17 protein-coding genes are annotated in these 18,079 nt (G+C 71.1%); 13 read left to right on the top strand and 4 right to left on the bottom strand.

The annotated features are described in order from the left end of the window. Window positions 1–84: 84 nt before the first annotated feature. On the bottom strand, window positions 85–1,830 hold the full coding sequence (locus ACFC1J_RS10415; RefSeq protein WP_375905151.1) for an AMP-binding protein: 1,746 nt from the start codon (window positions 1,828–1,830) through the stop codon (window positions 85–87). 183 nt (window positions 1,831–2,013) lie between these two features. Between ACFC1J_RS10415 and manA the strand changes: the two genes are divergently transcribed. The 7 genes from manA (at window position 2,014) to ACFC1J_RS10450 (ending at window position 8,397) form a co-directional block, all read left to right on the top strand. Next, window positions 2,014–3,174 (top strand): mannose-6-phosphate isomerase, class I, encoded by a 1,161-nt coding sequence (manA, locus tag ACFC1J_RS10420; RefSeq protein ID WP_375905154.1) that lies wholly within the window; start codon window positions 2,014–2,016, stop codon window positions 3,172–3,174. Between the two features lie 180 nt (window positions 3,175–3,354). After that, entirely contained in the window at window positions 3,355–4,290 is a 936-nt protein-coding gene (locus tag ACFC1J_RS10425) for a DMT family transporter (RefSeq protein ID WP_375905157.1), read from the top strand. Window positions 4,291–4,671: 381 nt separating this feature from the next. Further along, window positions 4,672–5,133: a hypothetical protein gene (locus tag ACFC1J_RS10430; protein WP_375905160.1), complete on the top strand. Its 462-nt coding sequence runs from the start codon at window positions 4,672–4,674 to the stop codon at window positions 5,131–5,133. Window positions 5,134–5,167: 34 nt separating this feature from the next. Beyond that, window positions 5,168–5,485 (top strand): hypothetical protein, encoded by a 318-nt coding sequence (locus tag ACFC1J_RS10435; protein WP_375905163.1) that lies wholly within the window; start codon window positions 5,168–5,170, stop codon window positions 5,483–5,485. A 225-nt stretch (window positions 5,486–5,710) separates the two neighbouring features. Then, window positions 5,711–6,379: an acyl-CoA synthetase gene (locus tag ACFC1J_RS10440; RefSeq protein WP_375905165.1), complete on the top strand. Its 669-nt coding sequence runs from the start codon at window positions 5,711–5,713 to the stop codon at window positions 6,377–6,379. Continuing rightward, a complete protein-coding gene (locus ACFC1J_RS10445) occupies window positions 6,376–6,816 on the top strand; it encodes a hypothetical protein (RefSeq protein WP_375905168.1) in 441 nt (146 codons plus the stop codon). The genes ACFC1J_RS10440 and ACFC1J_RS10445 overlap by 4 nt, the downstream gene beginning before the upstream one ends. Before the next feature lie 168 nt (window positions 6,817–6,984). Continuing rightward, on the top strand, window positions 6,985–8,397 hold the full coding sequence (locus tag ACFC1J_RS10450) for an MFS transporter (RefSeq protein WP_375905170.1): 1,413 nt from the start codon (window positions 6,985–6,987) through the stop codon (window positions 8,395–8,397). 168 nt (window positions 8,398–8,565) lie between these two features. Here the strand turns inward: ACFC1J_RS10450 and purB are convergent, their stop codons facing one another. Both purB and ACFC1J_RS10460 read right to left on the bottom strand, forming a co-directional pair. Then, complete coding sequence (purB, locus tag ACFC1J_RS10455; RefSeq protein WP_375905173.1) at window positions 8,566–9,942, bottom strand: adenylosuccinate lyase; 1,377 nt, start codon at window positions 9,940–9,942, stop codon at window positions 8,566–8,568. A gap of 41 nt (window positions 9,943–9,983) precedes the next feature. Next, entirely contained in the window at window positions 9,984–10,487 is a 504-nt protein-coding gene (locus ACFC1J_RS10460; protein ID WP_375905176.1) for a low molecular weight protein-tyrosine-phosphatase, read from the bottom strand. Between the two features lie 192 nt (window positions 10,488–10,679). Between ACFC1J_RS10460 and ACFC1J_RS10465 the strand changes: the two genes are divergently transcribed. Together ACFC1J_RS10465 and ACFC1J_RS10470 are read left to right on the top strand one after the other, a co-directional pair. Further along, the gene (locus ACFC1J_RS10465) at window positions 10,680–10,925 is read left to right on the top strand and encodes a hypothetical protein (protein WP_375905179.1); all 246 of its coding nucleotides are present in this window, start codon (window positions 10,680–10,682) and stop codon (window positions 10,923–10,925) included. Between the two features lie 6 nt (window positions 10,926–10,931). After that, window positions 10,932–12,335 carry a hypothetical protein gene (locus ACFC1J_RS10470; RefSeq protein ID WP_375905181.1) on the top strand — a complete coding sequence of 468 codons (1,404 nt, stop codon included), beginning with the start codon at window positions 10,932–10,934 and terminating at the stop codon, window positions 12,333–12,335. A 23-nt stretch (window positions 12,336–12,358) separates the two neighbouring features. Here ACFC1J_RS10470 and ACFC1J_RS10475 read toward each other — a convergent pair whose 3' ends face one another. Continuing rightward, window positions 12,359–12,763: a phage holin family protein gene (locus ACFC1J_RS10475; RefSeq protein ID WP_375905184.1), complete on the bottom strand. Its 405-nt coding sequence runs from the start codon at window positions 12,761–12,763 to the stop codon at window positions 12,359–12,361. Window positions 12,764–12,948: 185 nt separating this feature from the next. Here ACFC1J_RS10475 and ACFC1J_RS10480 point away from each other — a divergent pair, with 185 nt between their 5' ends. The 4 genes from ACFC1J_RS10480 to ACFC1J_RS10495 all read left to right on the top strand — a co-directional run bounded on the left by ACFC1J_RS10480 (window position 12,949) and on the right by ACFC1J_RS10495 (window position 18,062). Next, window positions 12,949–14,016 carry a histidinol-phosphate transaminase gene (locus ACFC1J_RS10480; protein WP_375905187.1) on the top strand — a complete coding sequence of 356 codons (1,068 nt, stop codon included), beginning with the start codon at window positions 12,949–12,951 and terminating at the stop codon, window positions 14,014–14,016. A 321-nt stretch (window positions 14,017–14,337) separates the two neighbouring features. Further along, a complete protein-coding gene (locus ACFC1J_RS10485; RefSeq protein WP_375905190.1) occupies window positions 14,338–15,462 on the top strand; it encodes a thiamine pyrophosphate-dependent dehydrogenase E1 component subunit alpha in 1,125 nt (374 codons plus the stop codon). 106 nt (window positions 15,463–15,568) lie between these two features. After that, window positions 15,569–16,570 carry an alpha-ketoacid dehydrogenase subunit beta gene (locus ACFC1J_RS10490; RefSeq protein WP_375905193.1) on the top strand — a complete coding sequence of 334 codons (1,002 nt, stop codon included), beginning with the start codon at window positions 15,569–15,571 and terminating at the stop codon, window positions 16,568–16,570. 130 nt (window positions 16,571–16,700) lie between these two features. Next, window positions 16,701–18,062: a dihydrolipoamide acetyltransferase family protein gene (locus ACFC1J_RS10495; protein ID WP_375905197.1), complete on the top strand. Its 1,362-nt coding sequence runs from the start codon at window positions 16,701–16,703 to the stop codon at window positions 18,060–18,062. The last annotated feature ends 17 nt before the right edge of the window (window positions 18,063–18,079 follow it).

The following is an 18,079-nucleotide window of genomic DNA, read 5'->3' on the forward strand; positions in this document are numbered from 1 at the left end:
AAATCGCGACCTGAGCGAGTTGGGAGACCGGCGACCGAGCCAACCGGAAGTAGCCGGGACCAGTCGGAAGCAGCCCGGACCGGCTCAGCGGTGGTCGCGGTCGTGGTGCTGGCCCGACTCGTCGCCGGCGGCGATGCGCTCGGCCTCGCGGGTGCGCAGATCCACGCGGCGGATCTTGCCGGAGATCGTCTTCGGCAGCTCAGGCACGAACTCGATGATCCGCACCCACAGGTGCGGGGAGAGCTGGCCCCGCGCGTGCGCGAAGATCGAGCCGGCGGTCGCGACCAGGTCGTCGTGCGCCGACGCGGTCAGCAGCACATACGCCTTCGGCACGGCGAGGCGGGTGGGATCCGGGCTCGGCACGACGGCCGCCTCCACGACGTCGGGGTGCTCCAGGAGCACCGACTCGAGCTCGAACGGCGAGATCTTGTAGTCGGAGGCCTTGAACACGTCATCCGCGCGACCGACGTACGTCAGATACCCCTCGGCGTCGCGCGTCGCGATGTCGCCGGTGTGGTGGAACCCGCCCTCGCGGGAACGGGCGGTGGCGTCGGGATCCGCGTAGTACCCGGCCATCAGCCCGAGCGGACTCTCTGCGAGGTCGAGGCAGATCTCGCCCTCAGCGACTCCGTCGGCGTCGCCGTCGACGCGCGCGCCGGTGACCGGATCCACGAGCACGACCGGATAGCCCGGGAGGGGGCGCCCCATGGATCCGTCCTTCACGACCTGGCCCGGGGAGTTGCCCACGCACGCGGTCATCTCGGTCTGCCCGAAGCCATCGCGGATCGTGCCGCCCCACGCCTGGCGCACCCGGCCGATGACTTCCGGGTTGAGCGGCTCGCCGGCGCCGACGAGCTCGCGCGGAGGGTGCGGGAGCCGGTCCAGATCGGCCTGGATCAGCATGCGCCACACCGTCGGCGGGGCGCAGAACGTCGTGACGCGGTGCGTCTCCATGACCTCCATGAGGGTGTTCGCGTCGAAGCGGTCGTAGTTGTAGACGAACACGGTGGCCTCCGCGAGGAACGGCGAGTAGAAGCTCGACCACGCGTGCTTCGCCCAGCCCGGGGAGGAGATGTTGAGGTGCACGTCGTCTTCGCGCACACCCAGCCACCACATGGTCGACAGGTGCCCGACCGGATAGGACACGTGGGTGTGCTGCACGAGCTTGGGCCGGCTGGTCGTGCCGGAGGTGAAGTAGAGCAGGCTGGTGTCGCCGGCCGGAGTCGGGCCGTCGGGCTCGAAGTCGTCGGACGTGCCGGTCGAACCGGCGAAGTCGTGCCAGCCCTCCGGCGCCGCGGCGCCCATGCTCTCCGGCACGGCGATCCGCACGATCGAGTCGGGCAGCTCCGCCACGCGGTCGGCGAGCGAGCCGAGCGTCACGACCGCTCGCGCCTCGCCCTTCTCGGCGCGATAGGCGAGGTCCGCGGGGGAGAGCAGCGTCGAGGTGGGGATCGCGACCGCTCCGATCTTGGTGAGGCCGAGCATCGTCTCCCAGAGATCGATCGTGTTGCCGAGCATCACGATCACGTGGTCGCCGCGGCGGATCCCGAGTCCGTGCAGCCAGTTCGCGACCTGGTTCGAGCGCCGCGCGAGCTCGCCGTACGACCAGCTGCGGCTGGAGAGGTCGGCCGAGACGATCCGCACCGCGGGGCGGTTCGGAGTCTCGCCGGCCACCACGTCGAACCACTCCAGGGCGAAGTTGAACTCGGAGAGAGCAGGCCAGCGGAAGACCGCACGGGCGCCCGCATAGTCGGTGGCGTGCGCGAGCAGCAGGTCGCGGGCGGAGCGGATCGCGGCGGTCGCCGCGGTGGCGGAACGGGGCTGGCTCATGGAGCCATCTTCGTCCTGCCGGAACGGATCCGCGAGGCGCCCTTCGTCTCCGTCGCCTTCGGCGTCTTCGCTCAACGAGCCCCGGAGGAGTGAGGGGAGAGACCGCGAGTCCGGCGGCAGGTTGCGGTGGCCGAGGGCCGTACGCTGGCAGAGGTCCCTTCCCGCAACCCTGAACGGAGCCGCATGAGCACGCACGAGAACGAGCTCTTCGTCCAGATCGGCAACGAGCCGCGCGATTACGCCTGGGGCAGGGTCGACGGCGTCGCCGGCGTGCTGGGCACGGCGGGCACCGGCGGTCCCGAGGCCGAGCTCTGGCTGGGCGCGCACCCCGGATCCCCGGCCCGGACGGAGGACGGACGCCCCTGGCCCACGCTCCTCGACTGGGAGCAGCGGAGCGGGGCGAAACTGCCGTTCCTGCTGAAGATCCTCGTGTCGGGCGGTCCGCTCTCGCTGCAGGCGCATCCGACGCCCGCGCAGGCCGAGGCCGGGTTCGCCGACGAGAACCTGCGCGGCGTGCCTCTCACCGCTGGGCACCGCAACTACAAGGATCCCTACGCCAAGCCCGAGCTGATCGTGGCCCTCGAGGACGGCTTCGAGGCGCTGTGCGGCTTCCGCCCCGTCGCCGAGATCCTGGCCGACGTCGACGCCCTGGCCGCGCGGGCCGGATCCGACTCCCTCGCCCCCTGGCGCGAGGAGCTGAGCGGGCCGGATGGGCTGCGCGCCGGGTTCTCCTGGCTGCTGGCCGGCGGCGCGGCCGTGGACCTCGCCGTCGCGGCACTCGTGGCCGCGGCCTCCGGCGACGACCGCTTCGAGCTGATCACGCGCCTCGCCGAGACGTACCCCGGCGATCCCGGCATCGCGGTCGCGCTCATGCTGCACCACATCACGCTCGCCGCGGGGGAGTCGCTCTGGCTGCCCGCCGGCAACATCCACGCCTACCTGCGCGGGGCCGGCGTCGAGCTCATGGGTCCGAGCGACAACGTGCTGCGCGGCGGGCTCACCCCCAAGCACGTCGACACCGCCGAGCTCGAGCGGGTGCTGACGTTCACGGCCTCGAAGGACGACCACCTGGTGCCCGTCGCGATCTCCGCGAACACGCAGAGCTACCGGCCGCGCATCCACGCCTCGGGCGCCGACGTGCCGTTCGAGCTGCTCGCGATCACCGGCGACGCCGAGATCGCGCTCGCCGGCCCGTCCATCGCGATCACTACGGACGGATCCTTCACGCTGTCCTCCGACGGCGCGGCGGCCGGCGTGCCCCGCGGCGCCGCGGTGTTCGTCACCCGCGCGGCGGAGGTGCAGGCCGCCGGATCCGGACGGCTCTGGATCGCGACCGCCGGCTGACGCGGCGACCTCACGAGAGCACCGCGTTTCGTCTCGGTCGGCTTCGCCGTCCTCGCTCGACGACCCCGGGGGATGGTCGGCTTCGCCGTCCTCGCTCGACGACCCCGGAACGCGATGCCCGGGTGCTCGGCCTCCCCGGGAACGCGACCGAGCGGCGCGGGAACCGCGTAACGTAGTCCCGTGAACCAGCCCGCCTCCCGCCGCGTCCTGGGGCTTTCCGTTCCGGAATGGGCCCTCGTCGGGATCACCATCATCTGGGGCGGCACCTTTCTCGTCGTGCACACCGCGATGCAGCACTCCGGACCGTGGTTCTTCGTCGGGTTCCGGTTCCTCGCCGCAGGGCTGTTCGCCGCGGCGATCTTCTGGCGCTCGCTGCGCGGCATGACCTGGCGCGAGATCGGCGCCGGCGCGGCCATCGGCGCCGCGATCTACGGCGGCTACGGACTGCAGACCGCGGGCCTGCAGACGATCGACTCCAGCACCAGTGCGTTCATGACCGCGTTCTACGTGCCGCTCGTGCCGCTGCTGCAGTGGCTCGTGCTGCGCAAGCCGCCGCGCGCGCTCACCCTCGCCGGCGCGGGCCTCGCCTTCGTCGGCCTGCTGCTGGTCGCGGGCATCGGATCCCGCGGGATCCGGCTCGGCGAGGGCGAGATCCTCACGCTCATCAGCACACTGCCGATCGCGGGCGAGATCATCCTGATCAGCCTCTTCGGCAGACGATTCGATGTGGGCCGGCTGACCGTCGTGCAGCTGCTCACCGCGTCGCTGCTGGGGTTCGCGACGATGCCCGCCGTGGGCGAGAGCGTCCCCGCCTTCGACCCGGTCTGGCTGATCGCCGGACTCGGCATGGGCCTGGCGAGCGGCCTGATCCAGCTCACCATGAACTGGGCCCAGCGCTCGGTCTCCGCGACCCGCGCCACCATCATCTACACCGGCGAACCCGTGTGGGCCGGGGTGGTCGGACGCATCGCGGGGGAGCGGATCCCGCCGCTCGCGATCCTCGGTGCGGCCCTCATCATCGCGGGCACCCTGCTCAGCGAACTGCAGCCGCGGCGGAAAGACGGCCGCACGGCCGAGGATCCGGATCCGGCGGGGTCCTCGGCCCTGAGCCTCTGACGATGGTGCCCGCCTGACGGCTCTGCCGGAGGCCGGCAGGGGTGCTCGGTCGACGTCAGCATCGATATCGCGACGGATTTCCGCCTTTGCACGTCGCAGCCCCGCGCGGTGGGCGCGCGTTCGTCGAGACTCGCAGAGGCGCCGCTGTGGGAGCGGCGCTGCGCAAGTCTCGCCCATGCGGGCGTCCCAGGGGGAAGACGTCTTCGTGACGCTCATCGCTGTGTGCGAAGAGCCCGGTGTGCTGCCGGTCGCGCCCCCAGGGGAGCGCTGATCACACACTGAGGGAAAATACGAATGATTGACGAGAAGAGCACGACGGCCCGGGGACACACCCGCCGAACCGTAATCAAATCCGCCGCCTGGTCGATCCCGGCGATCGCGGTGGCGACCGCCGTCCCGCTTGCCGCGGCTTCGGTGCCTCCGGCGCAGCAGAACGTCATCGTGACATCGTCCTGCTACGGCATCAACATCCTGGGCATCGGGCAGTCGTTCCCGCAGTTCACGATCACCGCCGTGGGCGCGCCGATCCAGGCGGGATCCACATTCCTGCTCACCGGAACGGGTATCGCCAACCTGACCTTCGGCGACACCAACGGGCTCGGAGTGCTCAACATCCTGAGCTCGGACAGCGCGATCTTCACCCTGAACCAGGCCATCCCTGCCGGCAGCTCCGCCACGCTCCAGGTGACCGGGTTCGCATCGGCGCAGGTGCTGCGCTCCTACACGATGTCGGTGGGCACCATCATCGGCAACGCGAATACCAATCACGCCGACGACGCGGCGAGCCAGACTCTGCTCGGCGTCTCGCTCTTCGGCATCCTCGTCGGCTACTGCGGCCGCTGAGCCCGCGCAAGACACGAACGGAATGGACTCTCCCATGACCAGCACTTTCACGCAGCAGCGCGCCGATGAGATCGTCGCGGCGGTCGCTCAGAGCGACCTGACCACGTTCCTCTCGGCGGTTGCGTTCGCACCCGGTGTGGAACCGACGGCAGCCGCGGTGGCCGCCGTGTCGTTCGCCTCCGACTTCCGCATCGACGCGTCCACCTTCATCGGCGGTGACACGGCCGGCCGCGTCACCGCGACCGCCGGCGGCGATCAGGCTGCCCTCGCCCTCATCGTGCGGGACGGCGCCTGGAAGCTCGACAGCACCGGTTCCTCGGCTGAGATCACCGAGGCGCGCTCGAACGCCTGAGCCAGACGCCATCCGAGGCCGCGATCGGCGGGCGCCCGCCTTGCCGATCGCGGCCTCCGCGTTTGCGAGGGCCGATGTCCCGAGCGGGCGCCTAGGATCCCGCGCGTAGACTGGCAGGGTCCGCCCGCCCATCGGGGCGGCCGGAGAACCCGTCGAAGCGGTTGCTGAGGCCTGGTCCCTGAGGCCGCTCGAGGGGTTCGAAGCACAGGGACCCGAGGATCCGTCATGCCCGCCACCCGCACGTTCCCGCTGCGCCATGCGCAGCTCGCGCGCGCCGCCTTCGCCGCGGTCGCGGCACTCATGATCACCTTCTCCGCGGACCACTCCGCGTTCGTGGGGCTTGCGGTGTTCAGCGGATTCGCCCTGGTCACCGCCCTGATCCATATCCTCGCCGCGTGGCTCGTCGTTCCCGCGGGGTGGCGCTGGCCGTCCGTGCTGCTTGCAGCCATCGCGATCCTCACCGGCATGGCCGGCAGCATTCCCGCCTGGCGCACCACGCCGATGTTCTTCGTCGTCGTGATCACGTGGGGAGCGCTCAGCGGGCTCGTCGAGCTCCTCGCCGGGATCCGCGCCCGCCGCCAGGCCCGCGCCGGGGCCGCGCCGGCCGTCGTCGCCGACGGCGCCCGCGACGCGATCCTGATCGGATCCCTGGGTCTTGCCCTCGCCGTCGGTCTGCTGTGCGTGCCGACGACCTATGCGCTCAACTACTCCATCGCCGAGGCCGGCTCGTTCACGCTGACCGGGATCACCCTGGCCGTCGGGATCTTCGGCGCCTACGCCGCCGTCGTCGCGGTCTTCCTCGGCATCGCCGGGTTCAGTCCCCGAGCCCGTGCCACTGACACCGACACCGACACCGCCGGCACGGTGCCGGCCGCGAACGAAGGATCCGCATGACCGAGAAGACCAGGCGCAGGGATCTGCTCCGACCGTTGCAGCTGGTCGGCCTGTCACTGCTGTGCGGCCTCTTCGCCGGTGTCGTGACGCTGATCGCCACGGGCGCGTTCACCGACAAGGTGATGCGCATGGTCGACAAGGGCACCTACGGCACCATCCCGCCGTGGAATCTCGCGTTCATCGTGACGGGCGGGATCTTCATCGCCGCCCTGCTGATCTTGTCGATCCTGATCCTGGCCGTCGACCCGTCGGACTTCACGAAGCAGCACGACCGCCCGGTGCTGTACGACGACGTCGACGATTCCGCGGATGCCGCGAGCGCCGGAACGATCGGAGCCGCCGCCGCGGCCGACGCGGCAGGTGCGGAGACGACCGCAGCCGACCCGTCGAACGGCGACGACGACGCCCCCGCATCCGGGGCGCCCTCTGCGTCCTGACGGGCAACTCTGAAGGATCCTTGCATCTCTGCAGGACAGGATCCGAGGATCCGTCCTCAGAAGCTGCCGACGTCCTTCAGAAGGGGGGCGCCCAGGGCCGGATCCCCCTCCCGCGCGACGGGGATCGGGAATAGCCCGCCGTCCGCACGGCTTGTCACGAGGGTGAGCATGACGATCGATCGCGCCTCCGTGGGCTTCCGCTCCGAGCGCGGGCCGGTGCTGCTCTCGCTCATGCTCGCGATGGGTCTCATCGCGATGGACGCCACGATCCTCGCCACAGCCGTCCCGAGCGTGGTGCGCGACCTCGGCAGCTACCAGCAGTTCCCCTGGCTGTTCTCGATCTACCTGCTCGCGCAGGCCGTGAGCGTGCCGATCTACTCCAAGCTCGCGGACACGGTCGGCCGCAAACCGATCGTGCTGATCGGAATCGCGCTGTTCCTTCTCGGATCCATCCTGTGCGGACTGGCGTGGAGCATGCCCTCTCTCATCCTCTTCCGCCTGCTGCAGGGCCTGGGCGCGGGAGCCGTGGGTCCGATGGTCGCGACCATCGTGGGTGACATCTACACGCTGTCCGAGCGGGCGGTCGTGCAGGGGTACATCGCGAGCGTCTGGGCGCTGTCCTCTGTGGTGGGACCCGCGCTGGGCGGAGTGTTCGCGCAGTTCGACGCCTGGCGGCTGATCTTCTTCATCAACATCCCGCTGTGCCTGATCGCGGCATGGATGCTGCTGCGGCACTTCCACGAGCAGATCGAGAAGCGCCGGCATCGGATCGACTACGCGGGCGCCGTGCTGCTGACGATCGGACTCACCGCGATCATCGTGGGCGTGCTCGAGGGCGGGAACGCCTGGGCCTGGCAGTCGGCGCCGAGTCTGGCCTGCTTCGCCGGCGGGACCATCGCCCTGGTCGCCTTCGCGCTCGTGGAGCGCCGGGCGGCCGAGCCGATCATCGACCTGCGGCTGATCTCGGGGCGCCTCATCCTCACCACGACACTCGCGTCCCTCGCGATCGGCGCGCTGCTGACGGGCATCACGAGCTTCGCGCCGGCCTACCTGCAGGGCGCGATCGCCGTGCCGCCGCTGCTCGCGGGGCTCGCCGTGGCGGCGCTCACGCTGGGGTGGCCGCTCTCCGCCGCCAACGCGGGGCGGCTGTACCTGCGGCGCGGGTTCCGCTTCACGGCGCTGATCGGGGCGTCGATCGCGACGCTGGGGTCGATCGGGCTGGCGCTCGTCGGGCCGTATCCGAACGCGTACACGCTCGCCGCGGTCGCCTTCGTGATCGGCTTCGGCCTGGGCTGGACGGCGGCGCCCACCCTCATCGTCGCGCAGGCCTCGGTCGGCTGGGGCGAGCGCGGCGCGGTGACCGGCATGAACACGTTCGCGCGGTCGGCGGGCAGCGCCGTGGGCGTGGCCGTGTTCGGCGCGATCTCGAACGCCGTCATGGCCTCCGGCGGTGGATCGGGGGATCCGGCCACGGTCGTGCGCGCCTCGACGTGGGTGTTCATCGCGGCGGCCGTGACGGCGGCGCTCGTGCTGGTCGCCGTCTTCGCGATGCCGAAGGATCGCGCAGGCGACCACGCCTGAGGCCCCCCGGCGGGCGCGCTGCGCCCTTCCGCGCGGGCTCCCCCGGGCCGGCGGGCGCTGCCCGTCTGGAGGACGATTGCAACTCCGCAGGAGGATCCGGCGGATCCTGTCCTGCAGAAGTGCAATCGTCCTGCGGAATATCCGCGGCCGGGTGCGCCCGTGGAGCGGCTACTTCGCGAGCGTCTCCGCGAGCCCCACGTAGGTCGCCGGGGTCAGGGCCAGCAGGCGCTGCTTCGCGGCGTCGCCGATCTCCAGTCCCTGCACGAACTCGGCGAGCTCCGCGGCGCCCACGCGGTGACCGCGGGTGAGCTCCTTCAGCAGCGCATACGGATCCTGGATCGTGGAGCGCCCCGCGACGACCTCGGCGCGGATCGCCGTCTGGATCGCCTCGCCGAGCACCTCCCAGTTCGTGTCGAGGTCGGCGAGCAGCACGTCGCGCGAGAGCGAGATCTCGTTGAGGCCGCGGCGCAGGTTGTCCAGCGCCAGCAGCGAGTGCCCGAACGCGACGCCGATGTTGCGCTGCGTGGTCGAGTCGGTGAGGTCGCGCTGCAGGCGGCTCGTGACGAGAGTCTGCGACAGCGATCCGAGCAGCGCGGCCGAGAGCTCGAGGTTCGCCTCGGCGTTCTCGAAGCGGATCGGGTTGATCTTGTGCGGCATGGTCGAGGATCCGGTCGCGCCCGCGACGGGGATCTGGGCGAAGTAGCCGAGCGAGATGTAGGTCCAGATGTCGGTCGCGAGGTTGTGCAGGATCCCGCCCGCGTGACGGACGTGGTCGTACAGCTCGACCTGCCAGTCGTGCGACTCGATCTGCGTGGTGAGGATGTTGAAGTCGATCCCGAGGCCCTCGATGTACTCGCGGGCGATGCGGGGCCAGTCGGCGTCGGGCTCGGCGGCGAGGTGCGCCGACCACGTGCCGGTCGCGCCGGAGAACTTCGCGAGGTACTCGGAGCCCTCGATCCGCGTGACCACGCGCTCCAGGCGCCACGCGAACACCGCGAGCTCCTTGCCCATGGTGGAAGGCGTCGCGGGCTGGCCGTGCGTGCGCGACAGCATCGCGGCGTCGGCGTGCTCGATCGCGAGCTCGCGGAGCTTGGCGATCACGTCCTGCAGGGCGGGCAGCCACACGCGCTCGACCGCGCGCTTGACGGTCAGCGCGTAGGAGGCGGAGTTGATGTCCTCGCTCGTGCAGGCGAAGTGCGTGAGCTCGGCGATCGCGTCGAGGCCGAGCGCCGACAGGCGGTCGCGGACGAGGTACTCCACGGCCTTCACGTCGTGGCGGGTCGCCGCCTCCTTCTCGGCGAGCCAGTCGATCTCGGCCTGGCCGAAGTCGCGGTAGAGGCCCCGCAGGCGCTCCTTGTCGGCGTCGGCGAGCGGTGCGGTGCCGAACAGCGAGCGGTCGGTGAGCGCGATCAGCCACTCCACCTCGACCTCGACGCGGGCGCGGTTGAGCCCGGCCTCGGAGAGGTAGTCGGCGAGAGGGGCGACCGCAGCGCGGTAGCGTCCGTCGAGCGGGCTGAGGGGCTGCACGGGAAGCGAGGCGGTCACGGGGGTCCTCCGGGAAGAGTCGTGGATCCGGACCGCCGGTGTCACGGACGTGACGGTCGGATGGCGGGTTCGAGCTGACGGAAGAGGCCGTGGCTCGCGCTCTCGATCATACCGAGCACCTCATCGAACACCCGGGCGTCGGCGTAGTAGGGGTCCGGCACGTCCAGCACGGACGGGTTGTGCTCGAACGAGAGCAGCAGGGTCACCTTGCCCTCCTCCGACTCGTCGCGCGCCCACTGCTTCAGGATCCGCTCGTGCGTGCGGTCCAGGGCCACGACGAGGTCGCTCCCGGTGAAGGAGTCGTAGGTGAACTGGCGCGCGCGGTGCTTGGTCCCGTCGTAGCCGCGGCGGGCGAGGGCGTCGATGGTGCGACTGTCGGCCTGCTCGCCCACGTGCCAGTCGCCCGTGCCGGCGCTCGTCGAGACGATCCGGTCGCCGAGACCCTGCTTCGCGGCGATGTCGCGGAAGACCACCTCCGCCATCGGGGACCGGCAGATGTTCCCCGTGCACACGAAGATGACGCGGAACGGATCCGACTCGGTCATCTCTCCATTGTGCCGCACCGGATCCGCCGCCCCGCGCGTCGATTCCCGCCTCACGCGCGGAATCCTGCCGTGGGGCCGGATTCCGTGTTGCGCGGCAGGGTTCGTCCTCCACAAGGCGGGGCGTGTCCCTGCTGCGCACGGGTTGCGCGACGCGGCCTCCACGGGCCTCCGCCGGTCGGCAGGCTGGCGGTCATGATCACCATCGCACCGGCCGCCGGACCGGGATCCTGGCGGCTCGCCGAGGCTCTGCTCCGCTGCGAAAGCGCCCGCGAGCGCATCGAGGCGGCCGCCGTCGCGCTGCGTGCGATCGAAGCGGACTGCGGATGGCGCTCGAAGAGCGTCGAGTTCGTGCAGCGGGAGCTCGATGCCCAGCGGCGGGCGCTCGCCGTGGCTGTCGAGTCGTTGCCGTCGATCGAGTCGGCGCTGCGGGTGCGGTGAGCGCGGATGGCCGATGAGATCGAGATCTCGCACGGCGGGGTGATCGCGGTCGATCCGGACCTGCTGCGGACGACGGCGGGCCGGGTACGCGCCGAAGCATGGGTGGTCGCATGCGCGCGGGAGGATCTGCTCGCGATCCCCGGTCTCGTCGACGACGTCCCTCTCGCTCCGGGGATCCCCGCGCTGTGGTCGGCCGCGGCGCAGCTCCGGAACGTGGAGGACATGCTGGAGCGGCTCGCCGCCGGGGTCGGCACGATGGCGGATGTGTACGAGCTGGCCGATCTGCGCGCACGGCAGGCCATGCTCGGCGCGGGCGACGTCGCGACCGCCCGCGATCTCCGCCGCCGCGAGGAGCGGCTGCTGGCCGGTGACGCGAGACTGTCCGCTCTCGATGAGCGGCTGCAGCAGAGCTGGCGGCGGGGCGTCACCGAGGGCTTCGTCCCGGGGGAGGAGCCGGGGCCGGTGCCCGGGGCGCCGGGCACCGCGCTGCTGCTCGGGCTCAGTCCCGCGCTGTTCCTGCTCCAGAGCCTGCTCGGGTGGAATGCGCGGGTGTGGGCAGAGGGCGGGCAGCGCCTCATGACCTCCGTCGCGGCCGAGAACGGCGTGGTGCGCCCGGTGCCGCTCGCGCCCGCGCCCGGCGTCGTCCTGAGGGCGGATGCGCGGAGCCCGGCGGGCGTCGGACCCCGGCCGGGGGACGTGGTGATCCACCGCGGACCCGCCGCCGCGATCCCGGCCGGACCGTCGACGCTCGCGGGGGCGGTGTCGCGCATCCCGTACGGGCGGTCACCGCAGGTGCGGGTCGAGACCTATCGGATGGACGACGGCGCGCAGCGCTTCGTGGCCTACATCGACGGCACCCGTGGCGGGTCCGCCGGAGAGCCGTGGTCGTACGCCTCGAATCTGCGGATGTACTCCGAGCACGCCGAGGCCGACTCCTACCGGGCCGTCGCCGAGGCGCTGCGCGATGCCGGCGCCGGAGCGGACACTCCGGTGGATCTGGTGGGGTACTCGCAGGGCGGGATGATCGCGGGCCTGATCGCGCAGTCCGGCGAGTTCGACGTGCAGGGCGTCGTCACCGTGGGATCCCCGATCGAACCCGTGCTGCCGGACGACGTGCTGAGCGTCGCCGTCCGGCATACCGACGATCCGGTCGCCGGCCTCGCGGGCGGCGGCAGCCCGAACGGCACGGGCTCGTCCGACAGCCTGGTCATCCGTCGCACGGTCGCACCAGGCCATGGGATGGATCCGCAGATCCCCGCGCACCTGCTCGACGGCTACGTCGAGACCGTGCGCCGCGCCGAGGCTTCGGGGGATGTGCGGATGGCGAGGATCGCCGAGCACTTCGCGGTGCTCGATACGGCGACGTCGATGACGTCGACCGACTACACCGCCCGGCGGATCACCGGATGAGGAGGAACGCCCGCGAGAGGGTTTCAGCGATCGCGGTCGCGCTGCCGCTGCGGGCGAAGGATCGCATTGAAGACCGCGTTGATGACGGCGATGAGGAAGGCGGCGACGATCGTCCAGCCGAAGCCGCCGAGCACCAGGCCCCAGCCCCAGAATCCGGTGATCCAGGCAGTGAGCCAGAGCAGGAAGCCGTTGATCACGAGCGAGATCAGGCCGAGCGTGAGGATGTACAGCGGGATCGCCACGATCTTCACCACGGTGCCGACGATCGTGTTCACGATCGCGAAGACGGCGCCGATCGCGAGCAGCGTGACGAGCAGGGGGACCATGCCGCCCGGCGGATAGGGGATGACCGAGACCTCCAGGACCGTGATCAGGCTCACGACCCAGATGGCGAAAGCGTTCACGATGACGCGGATGAGGAACCTCATGGTGCCGATTGTCGCATCCGCACCCGGGATCCGCCCAGGAATCCGCCGGGGTTCGTAGCGAGGCGGAACCGCCGTCGCGGGCGCCGGGGCGGATCCGCTGTCGCGCTCACCGCGCCGGACTCCGGCTGGAACAGCGTGGGGCGCTGGGCCGGAACAGCGCCGGGGCGCGGATCTAGACTCGACGCGTGAGCGAAGAGATCCTGCCCCGCATCCGTGAAGAGATCGCGGCCCTTCCGCCGTACCGCCAGGGCAAGCAGGCCGGTGCCGACGCGTTCAAGCTGTCCAGCAACGAGAACCCGTTCGATCCGCTGCCCTCCGTCCTCGCCGCGCTCTCCGACGCGACGCCGATGAACCGCTATCCCGATGCGACCGCGGGTGCGCTGCGCGCGCGCCTCGGCGAGCGGTACGGCGTCGCACCCGATGCGGTGCACGTCGCCTCCGGCAGCGTCGCGATCCTGTACCAGCTCGTGCTGGCGGCGGCGACCGTCGGCGACGAGGTCGTCTACGCGTGGCGCTCGTTCGAGGCCTACCCCGGGCTGCCGCTCGTGGCCGGGGCGACTGGGGTGCAGGTACGGCTCACCGCGGACGCCCGCCACGACCTCGACGCGATGGCCGCCGCGATCACCGAGCGGACCCGCGTGGTGATCGTGTGCACGCCCAACAATCCGACGGGTCCGATCGTCACGAGCGCCGAGTTCGCGGCGTTCGTCGAGAAGGTGCCGCAGGACGTGCTGGTCGTGCTCGACGAGGCCTACGCCGAGTTCGTCACCGCGCCCGGCGCCGTCGACGGCCTGGCCGAGCGCATCTTCGAGGCGCACCCCAACGTCGTGGTGCTGCGCACGTTCTCCAAGGCGTACGGGCTCGCGGGCCTGCGCGTCGGCTACGCGATCGGGCATCCACGCGTGCTGGATGCGGCCCGCACGACCGCGATCCCGCTGTCGGTCACCGCGGCCGCCGAACGTGCCGCGATCGCCAGCCTCGACGCCGAGGACGAGCTGCGCGCCCGCGTCGCCGTGATCGTCGAGCGCCGCGCGGAACTGGTCGAGGGCCTGCGCGCACAGGGCTGGGACGTTCCGGACGCCCAGGGCAACTTCGTCTGGCTGCCCACCGGCGAGGCGACGGTCGCCGTGGCCGCGGCTTTCGAGGAGGCAGGTCTCATCGTGCGCGCGTTCCCCGGCGACGGGATCCGCATCTCGGTCGGCGAGGCGGAATCGCTGCCCCGCGTGCTCGCCGTCGCCGCCGCGCAGGCCTGACCCCGCCGTCTGCCGCGCCTGCGCCTGCGCGCCCGCCGCGCGCGTACGAATGCAGGACGAGGACACGGATGCAGGACCGATCCGGCGGATCCGTCCTGCATCCGTGCCAGGATCCTGCATCCGTCCCACGGCACGCCTGTCGTCGGCCCGTTCCGATGCAAGGACACCCATGTAAAAAGCTAGGGGGACCTGGCATTAATACGTGGGACACCTGGATATCCGCGCACCCGCATGCGTCCGTGGGGATCGTCACAGCGGGCCGCTGATCGTTTGTGCGCACCCTCCACTGCGAAGCCGGAAACCTCGGTTAGCGTAGACAAGGTGACTGACGCCGATATCCCCACCGTCCGCGTCCTCGATGCCGACGGCCGCTTCGCCCCGAACCTCGCCGCAGAGGAGTATCTGCCCCTCATCGAGGCCTTGCCTGACGGCGACCTCGAGCAGTTCTACCGGGACATGGTCGTGATCCGCGCGATCGACACCCAGGCCACGAACCTGCAGCGTCAGGGCCAGCTCGCCCTGTGGCCGCCGAGTCGCGGGCAGGAGGCCGCCCAGGTCGGATCCGCCCGCGCTGCCCGCCCGCAGGACACGCTCTTCCCCTCCTACCGCGAGCATGCCGTCACCCGCATCCGCGGAGTGGATCCGGTCGACATCATCAAGCTCATGCGCGGCACCTCGAACGGCGGCTGGGATCCGACGGATCCCCGCAACGGCAACACCCGCATCTACACCCTCGTGCTCGGCTCGCAGACCCTGCACGCGACGGGCCTCGCGATGGGTCTCGTCTTCGACGGCACGTGCGGAACCGGCGACGTCGACCGCGATCAGGCCGTGATGGTCTACTACGGCGACGGGGCCTCCAGCCAGGGCGACGTGCACGAGGCGATGGTGTTCGCCGCGAGCTACCAGACCCCGGAGGTGTTCTTCCTGCAGAACAACCATTGGGCGATCTCGGTGCCCGTGAAGACCCAGTCCCGCGTGCCGCTCGTCCAGCGCGGCACCGGTTACGGGATCGAGTCGATCCGCGTCGACGGCAACGACGTGCTCGCGAGCTGGGCCGTGACCCGCCGCGCGCTCGACGAGGCGCGCACCGGCGACGGCCCGCGCGCGATCGAGGCCGTCACGTACCGGATGGGGGCGCACACCACGAGCGACGACCCCACGAAGTACCGGGGCAGCGACGAGGAGCAGGAGTGGTCGCTGCGGGATCCGATCGCCCGCATGCGCGCGTTCCTGGAGAACCGGGGAGCCGCCGGATCCGTCTTCGCCGACGCCGAGACCGAGGCCGCGGACGCCGCCGAGGATCTGCGCGTGCGCACCCTCGAGCTCGTCTCGCCGACGGCCGAGGCGATCTTCGACAACGTGTACAGCGACCCGCACCCGCTCATGGCGGAGCAGAAGGCGTGGCAGGCGCAGTACGAGGCTTCGTTCGAGGCCGGTGCATGACCGCCCGGGCCTCGGAATCGAGGATGATTCGCACTCTGCAGGAGATTCGGGACGGATCCGTCCTCCATTCCTGCGATCGTCCTGCAAACGTGAAGGGACCCCGCGCATGACCACCGTGGAGACGAGCACCGGCATCGAGACGATGCCGTTCAGCAAGGCCCTGAACGCGGGCTTGCGCAAGGCGATGGAGGACGACCCGCGCGTCCTCCTCATGGGCGAGGACATCGGCAGCCTCGGCGGGGTGTTCCGCGTCACCGAGCACCTGCAGCGCGACTTCGGCCCGCAGCGGGTGCTGGACACCCCGCTCGCCGAGTCCGGCATCGTCGGCACCGCGATCGGCCTCGCGATGGGCGGGTTCCGTCCCGTCATCGAGATCCAGTTCGACGGATTCGTCTTCCCCGCCTTCGACCAGATCACGACGCAGCTCGCGAAGATGACGGCCCGCCATGAGGGTCGGATCTCGATGCCGATCGTGATCCGGATCCCCTACGGCGGGCACATCGGCGCGGTCGAGCACCACCAGGAGAGTCCGGAGACGTACTTCGCGCACACCCCGGGGCTGCGCGTTGTCTCGCCGTCGACCCCGAACGACGCGTACTGGATGATCCAGGAGGCGATCGCCTCGAACGATCCCGTGATCTTCCTCGAGCCCAAGAGCCGGTACTGGCCCAAGGGCGAGGTCGACCTGTCCGCCCCTGCGCTCCCGCTGCACGCCTCGCGGATCGTGCGCCGCGGATCCGACGTCACCCTGGTCGGGCACGGCGCCATGGTGTCGACGCTGCTGCAGGCGGCCGCGCTCGCCGAGTCCGAGGGCACGAGCTGCGAGGTCGTGGACCTGCGCTCGCTGTCGCCGGTCGACTACGGGCCCCTGCTCGACTCGGTGCGCTCCACCGGCCGCATGGTCTACGCGCAGGAGGCGCCGGGCTTCGTGAGTCTCGGCAGCGAGATCGCCGCGACCGTCATGGAGCGCGCGTTCTACGCCCTCGAGGCGCCGGTGCTGCGGGTCTCGGCCTACGACACCCCGTTCCCGCCCGCGAAGCTCGAGAGCACCTACCTGCCGGATCCGGACCGGATCCTCGAGGCCGTCGACCGGTCGCTGGCCTACTGATGTCTCGTCCGGTCGTCGGGCGTCCTTCGTCTCGCTTCGCTCGCTCAGGAACCGGAGCCGTGCTGGTTCCTGAGCGAGGAGCGCAGCGACGAGACGAAGGACGCCGCCGTCGTGTGAAAGGATCCCGACCATGAGCACCCAGACCTTCACCCTCCCGGACGTCGGCGAGGGACTGACCGAGGCCGAGATCGTCACGTGGCGGGTCGCCCCGGGCGATGCGGTCGCCGTCAACGACGTGATCTGCGAGATCGAGACCGCCAAGTCGCTCGTCGAGCTGCCCTCGCCGCACGCCGGCACGGTCGGCGAGCTCCTCGTGCCCGAGGGGAAGACGATCGACGTCGGCACCCCGATCATCACGTTCGTGACGGGCGCGGCCGAGCCTGCCGCTCCGGCCGCCGCACCCGCGGCTCCGGCCGCGGAGGAGGGATCCGGATCCGTCCTCGTCGGCTACGGCTCCGGCGCGGAGGCCACCTCGCGTCGTCGTCGCCCGGCAGAGCGCCCTGTGCGCTCGACGGTCGGCGTGATCGCGAAGCCGCCGATCCGCAAGCTCGCCCGCGACCTCGGCGTCGACCTCACCCAGGTCGCCCCGACCGGCGCGGACGGTGAGGTCACCCGCGACGACGTGATGCGCCACGCCGAGCAGGCGAGTGTGTTCCGCAACATCCAGACCCCGGAGTGGGGCGACGTGCGCGAGGAGACCGTGCCCGCGCCGCAGGCGGGGCCGGTGGGCCTCGCGCGGGGGCTCTCGCCTGCCCGCCCTTCAACGGGCTCGGGGGCCGGTGCGGACGAGAGCCGCACCGAGTCGATCCCGGTCAAGGGCGTCCGCAAGGCGACCTCCTCGGCGATGGTGCAGAGCGCCTACTCCGCGCCGCATGTGACCGTGTGGAAGGAGGTCGACGCCTCGCGCACGATGGAGCTCGTCAAGCGGCTCAAGGCCTCGCCCGACTTCGCCGACGTCAAGGTGTCGCCGCTGCTCATCATGGCGCGCGCCGTGATCTGGGCCGTGCGCCGCACGCCGATGGTCAACGCCGCCTGGATCGACACGGCCGACGGCGCCGAGATCGCGGTGCGCCACTACGTGAACCTCGGGATCGCCGCAGCCACGCCGCGCGGCCTGCTCGTGCCGAACATCAAGGACGCGCAGGACCTCGGCATGCGCGACCTCGCCCGTGCGCTGAACCGCCTCACCGCCACCGCGCGCGAGGGCAAGACCACCCCCGCCGAGCAGCAGGGCGGCACCATCACGATCACCAACATCGGCGTGTTCGGGATGGACGCGGGCACCCCGATCATCAACCCCGGCGAGGCCGGCATCGTCGCCATGGGCACGATCAGCCAGAAGCCGTGGGTCGTCGACGGCGAGGTGCGCCCGCGCTGGGTGACCACCGTGGCCGGATCCTTCGACCACCGCGTCGTGGACGGAGACGGCATGAGCCGCTTCATCGCCGACGTCGCCGCCGTGCTCGAGGAGCCCGCGCTGCTGGTCGACTGAGCTGAGACGTCGCTCAA

This window comes from Microbacterium sp. NPDC056052, assembly GCF_042266785.1.
In the GTDB taxonomy this organism is placed as follows: Bacteria; Actinomycetota; Actinomycetes; order Actinomycetales; family Microbacteriaceae; genus Microbacterium.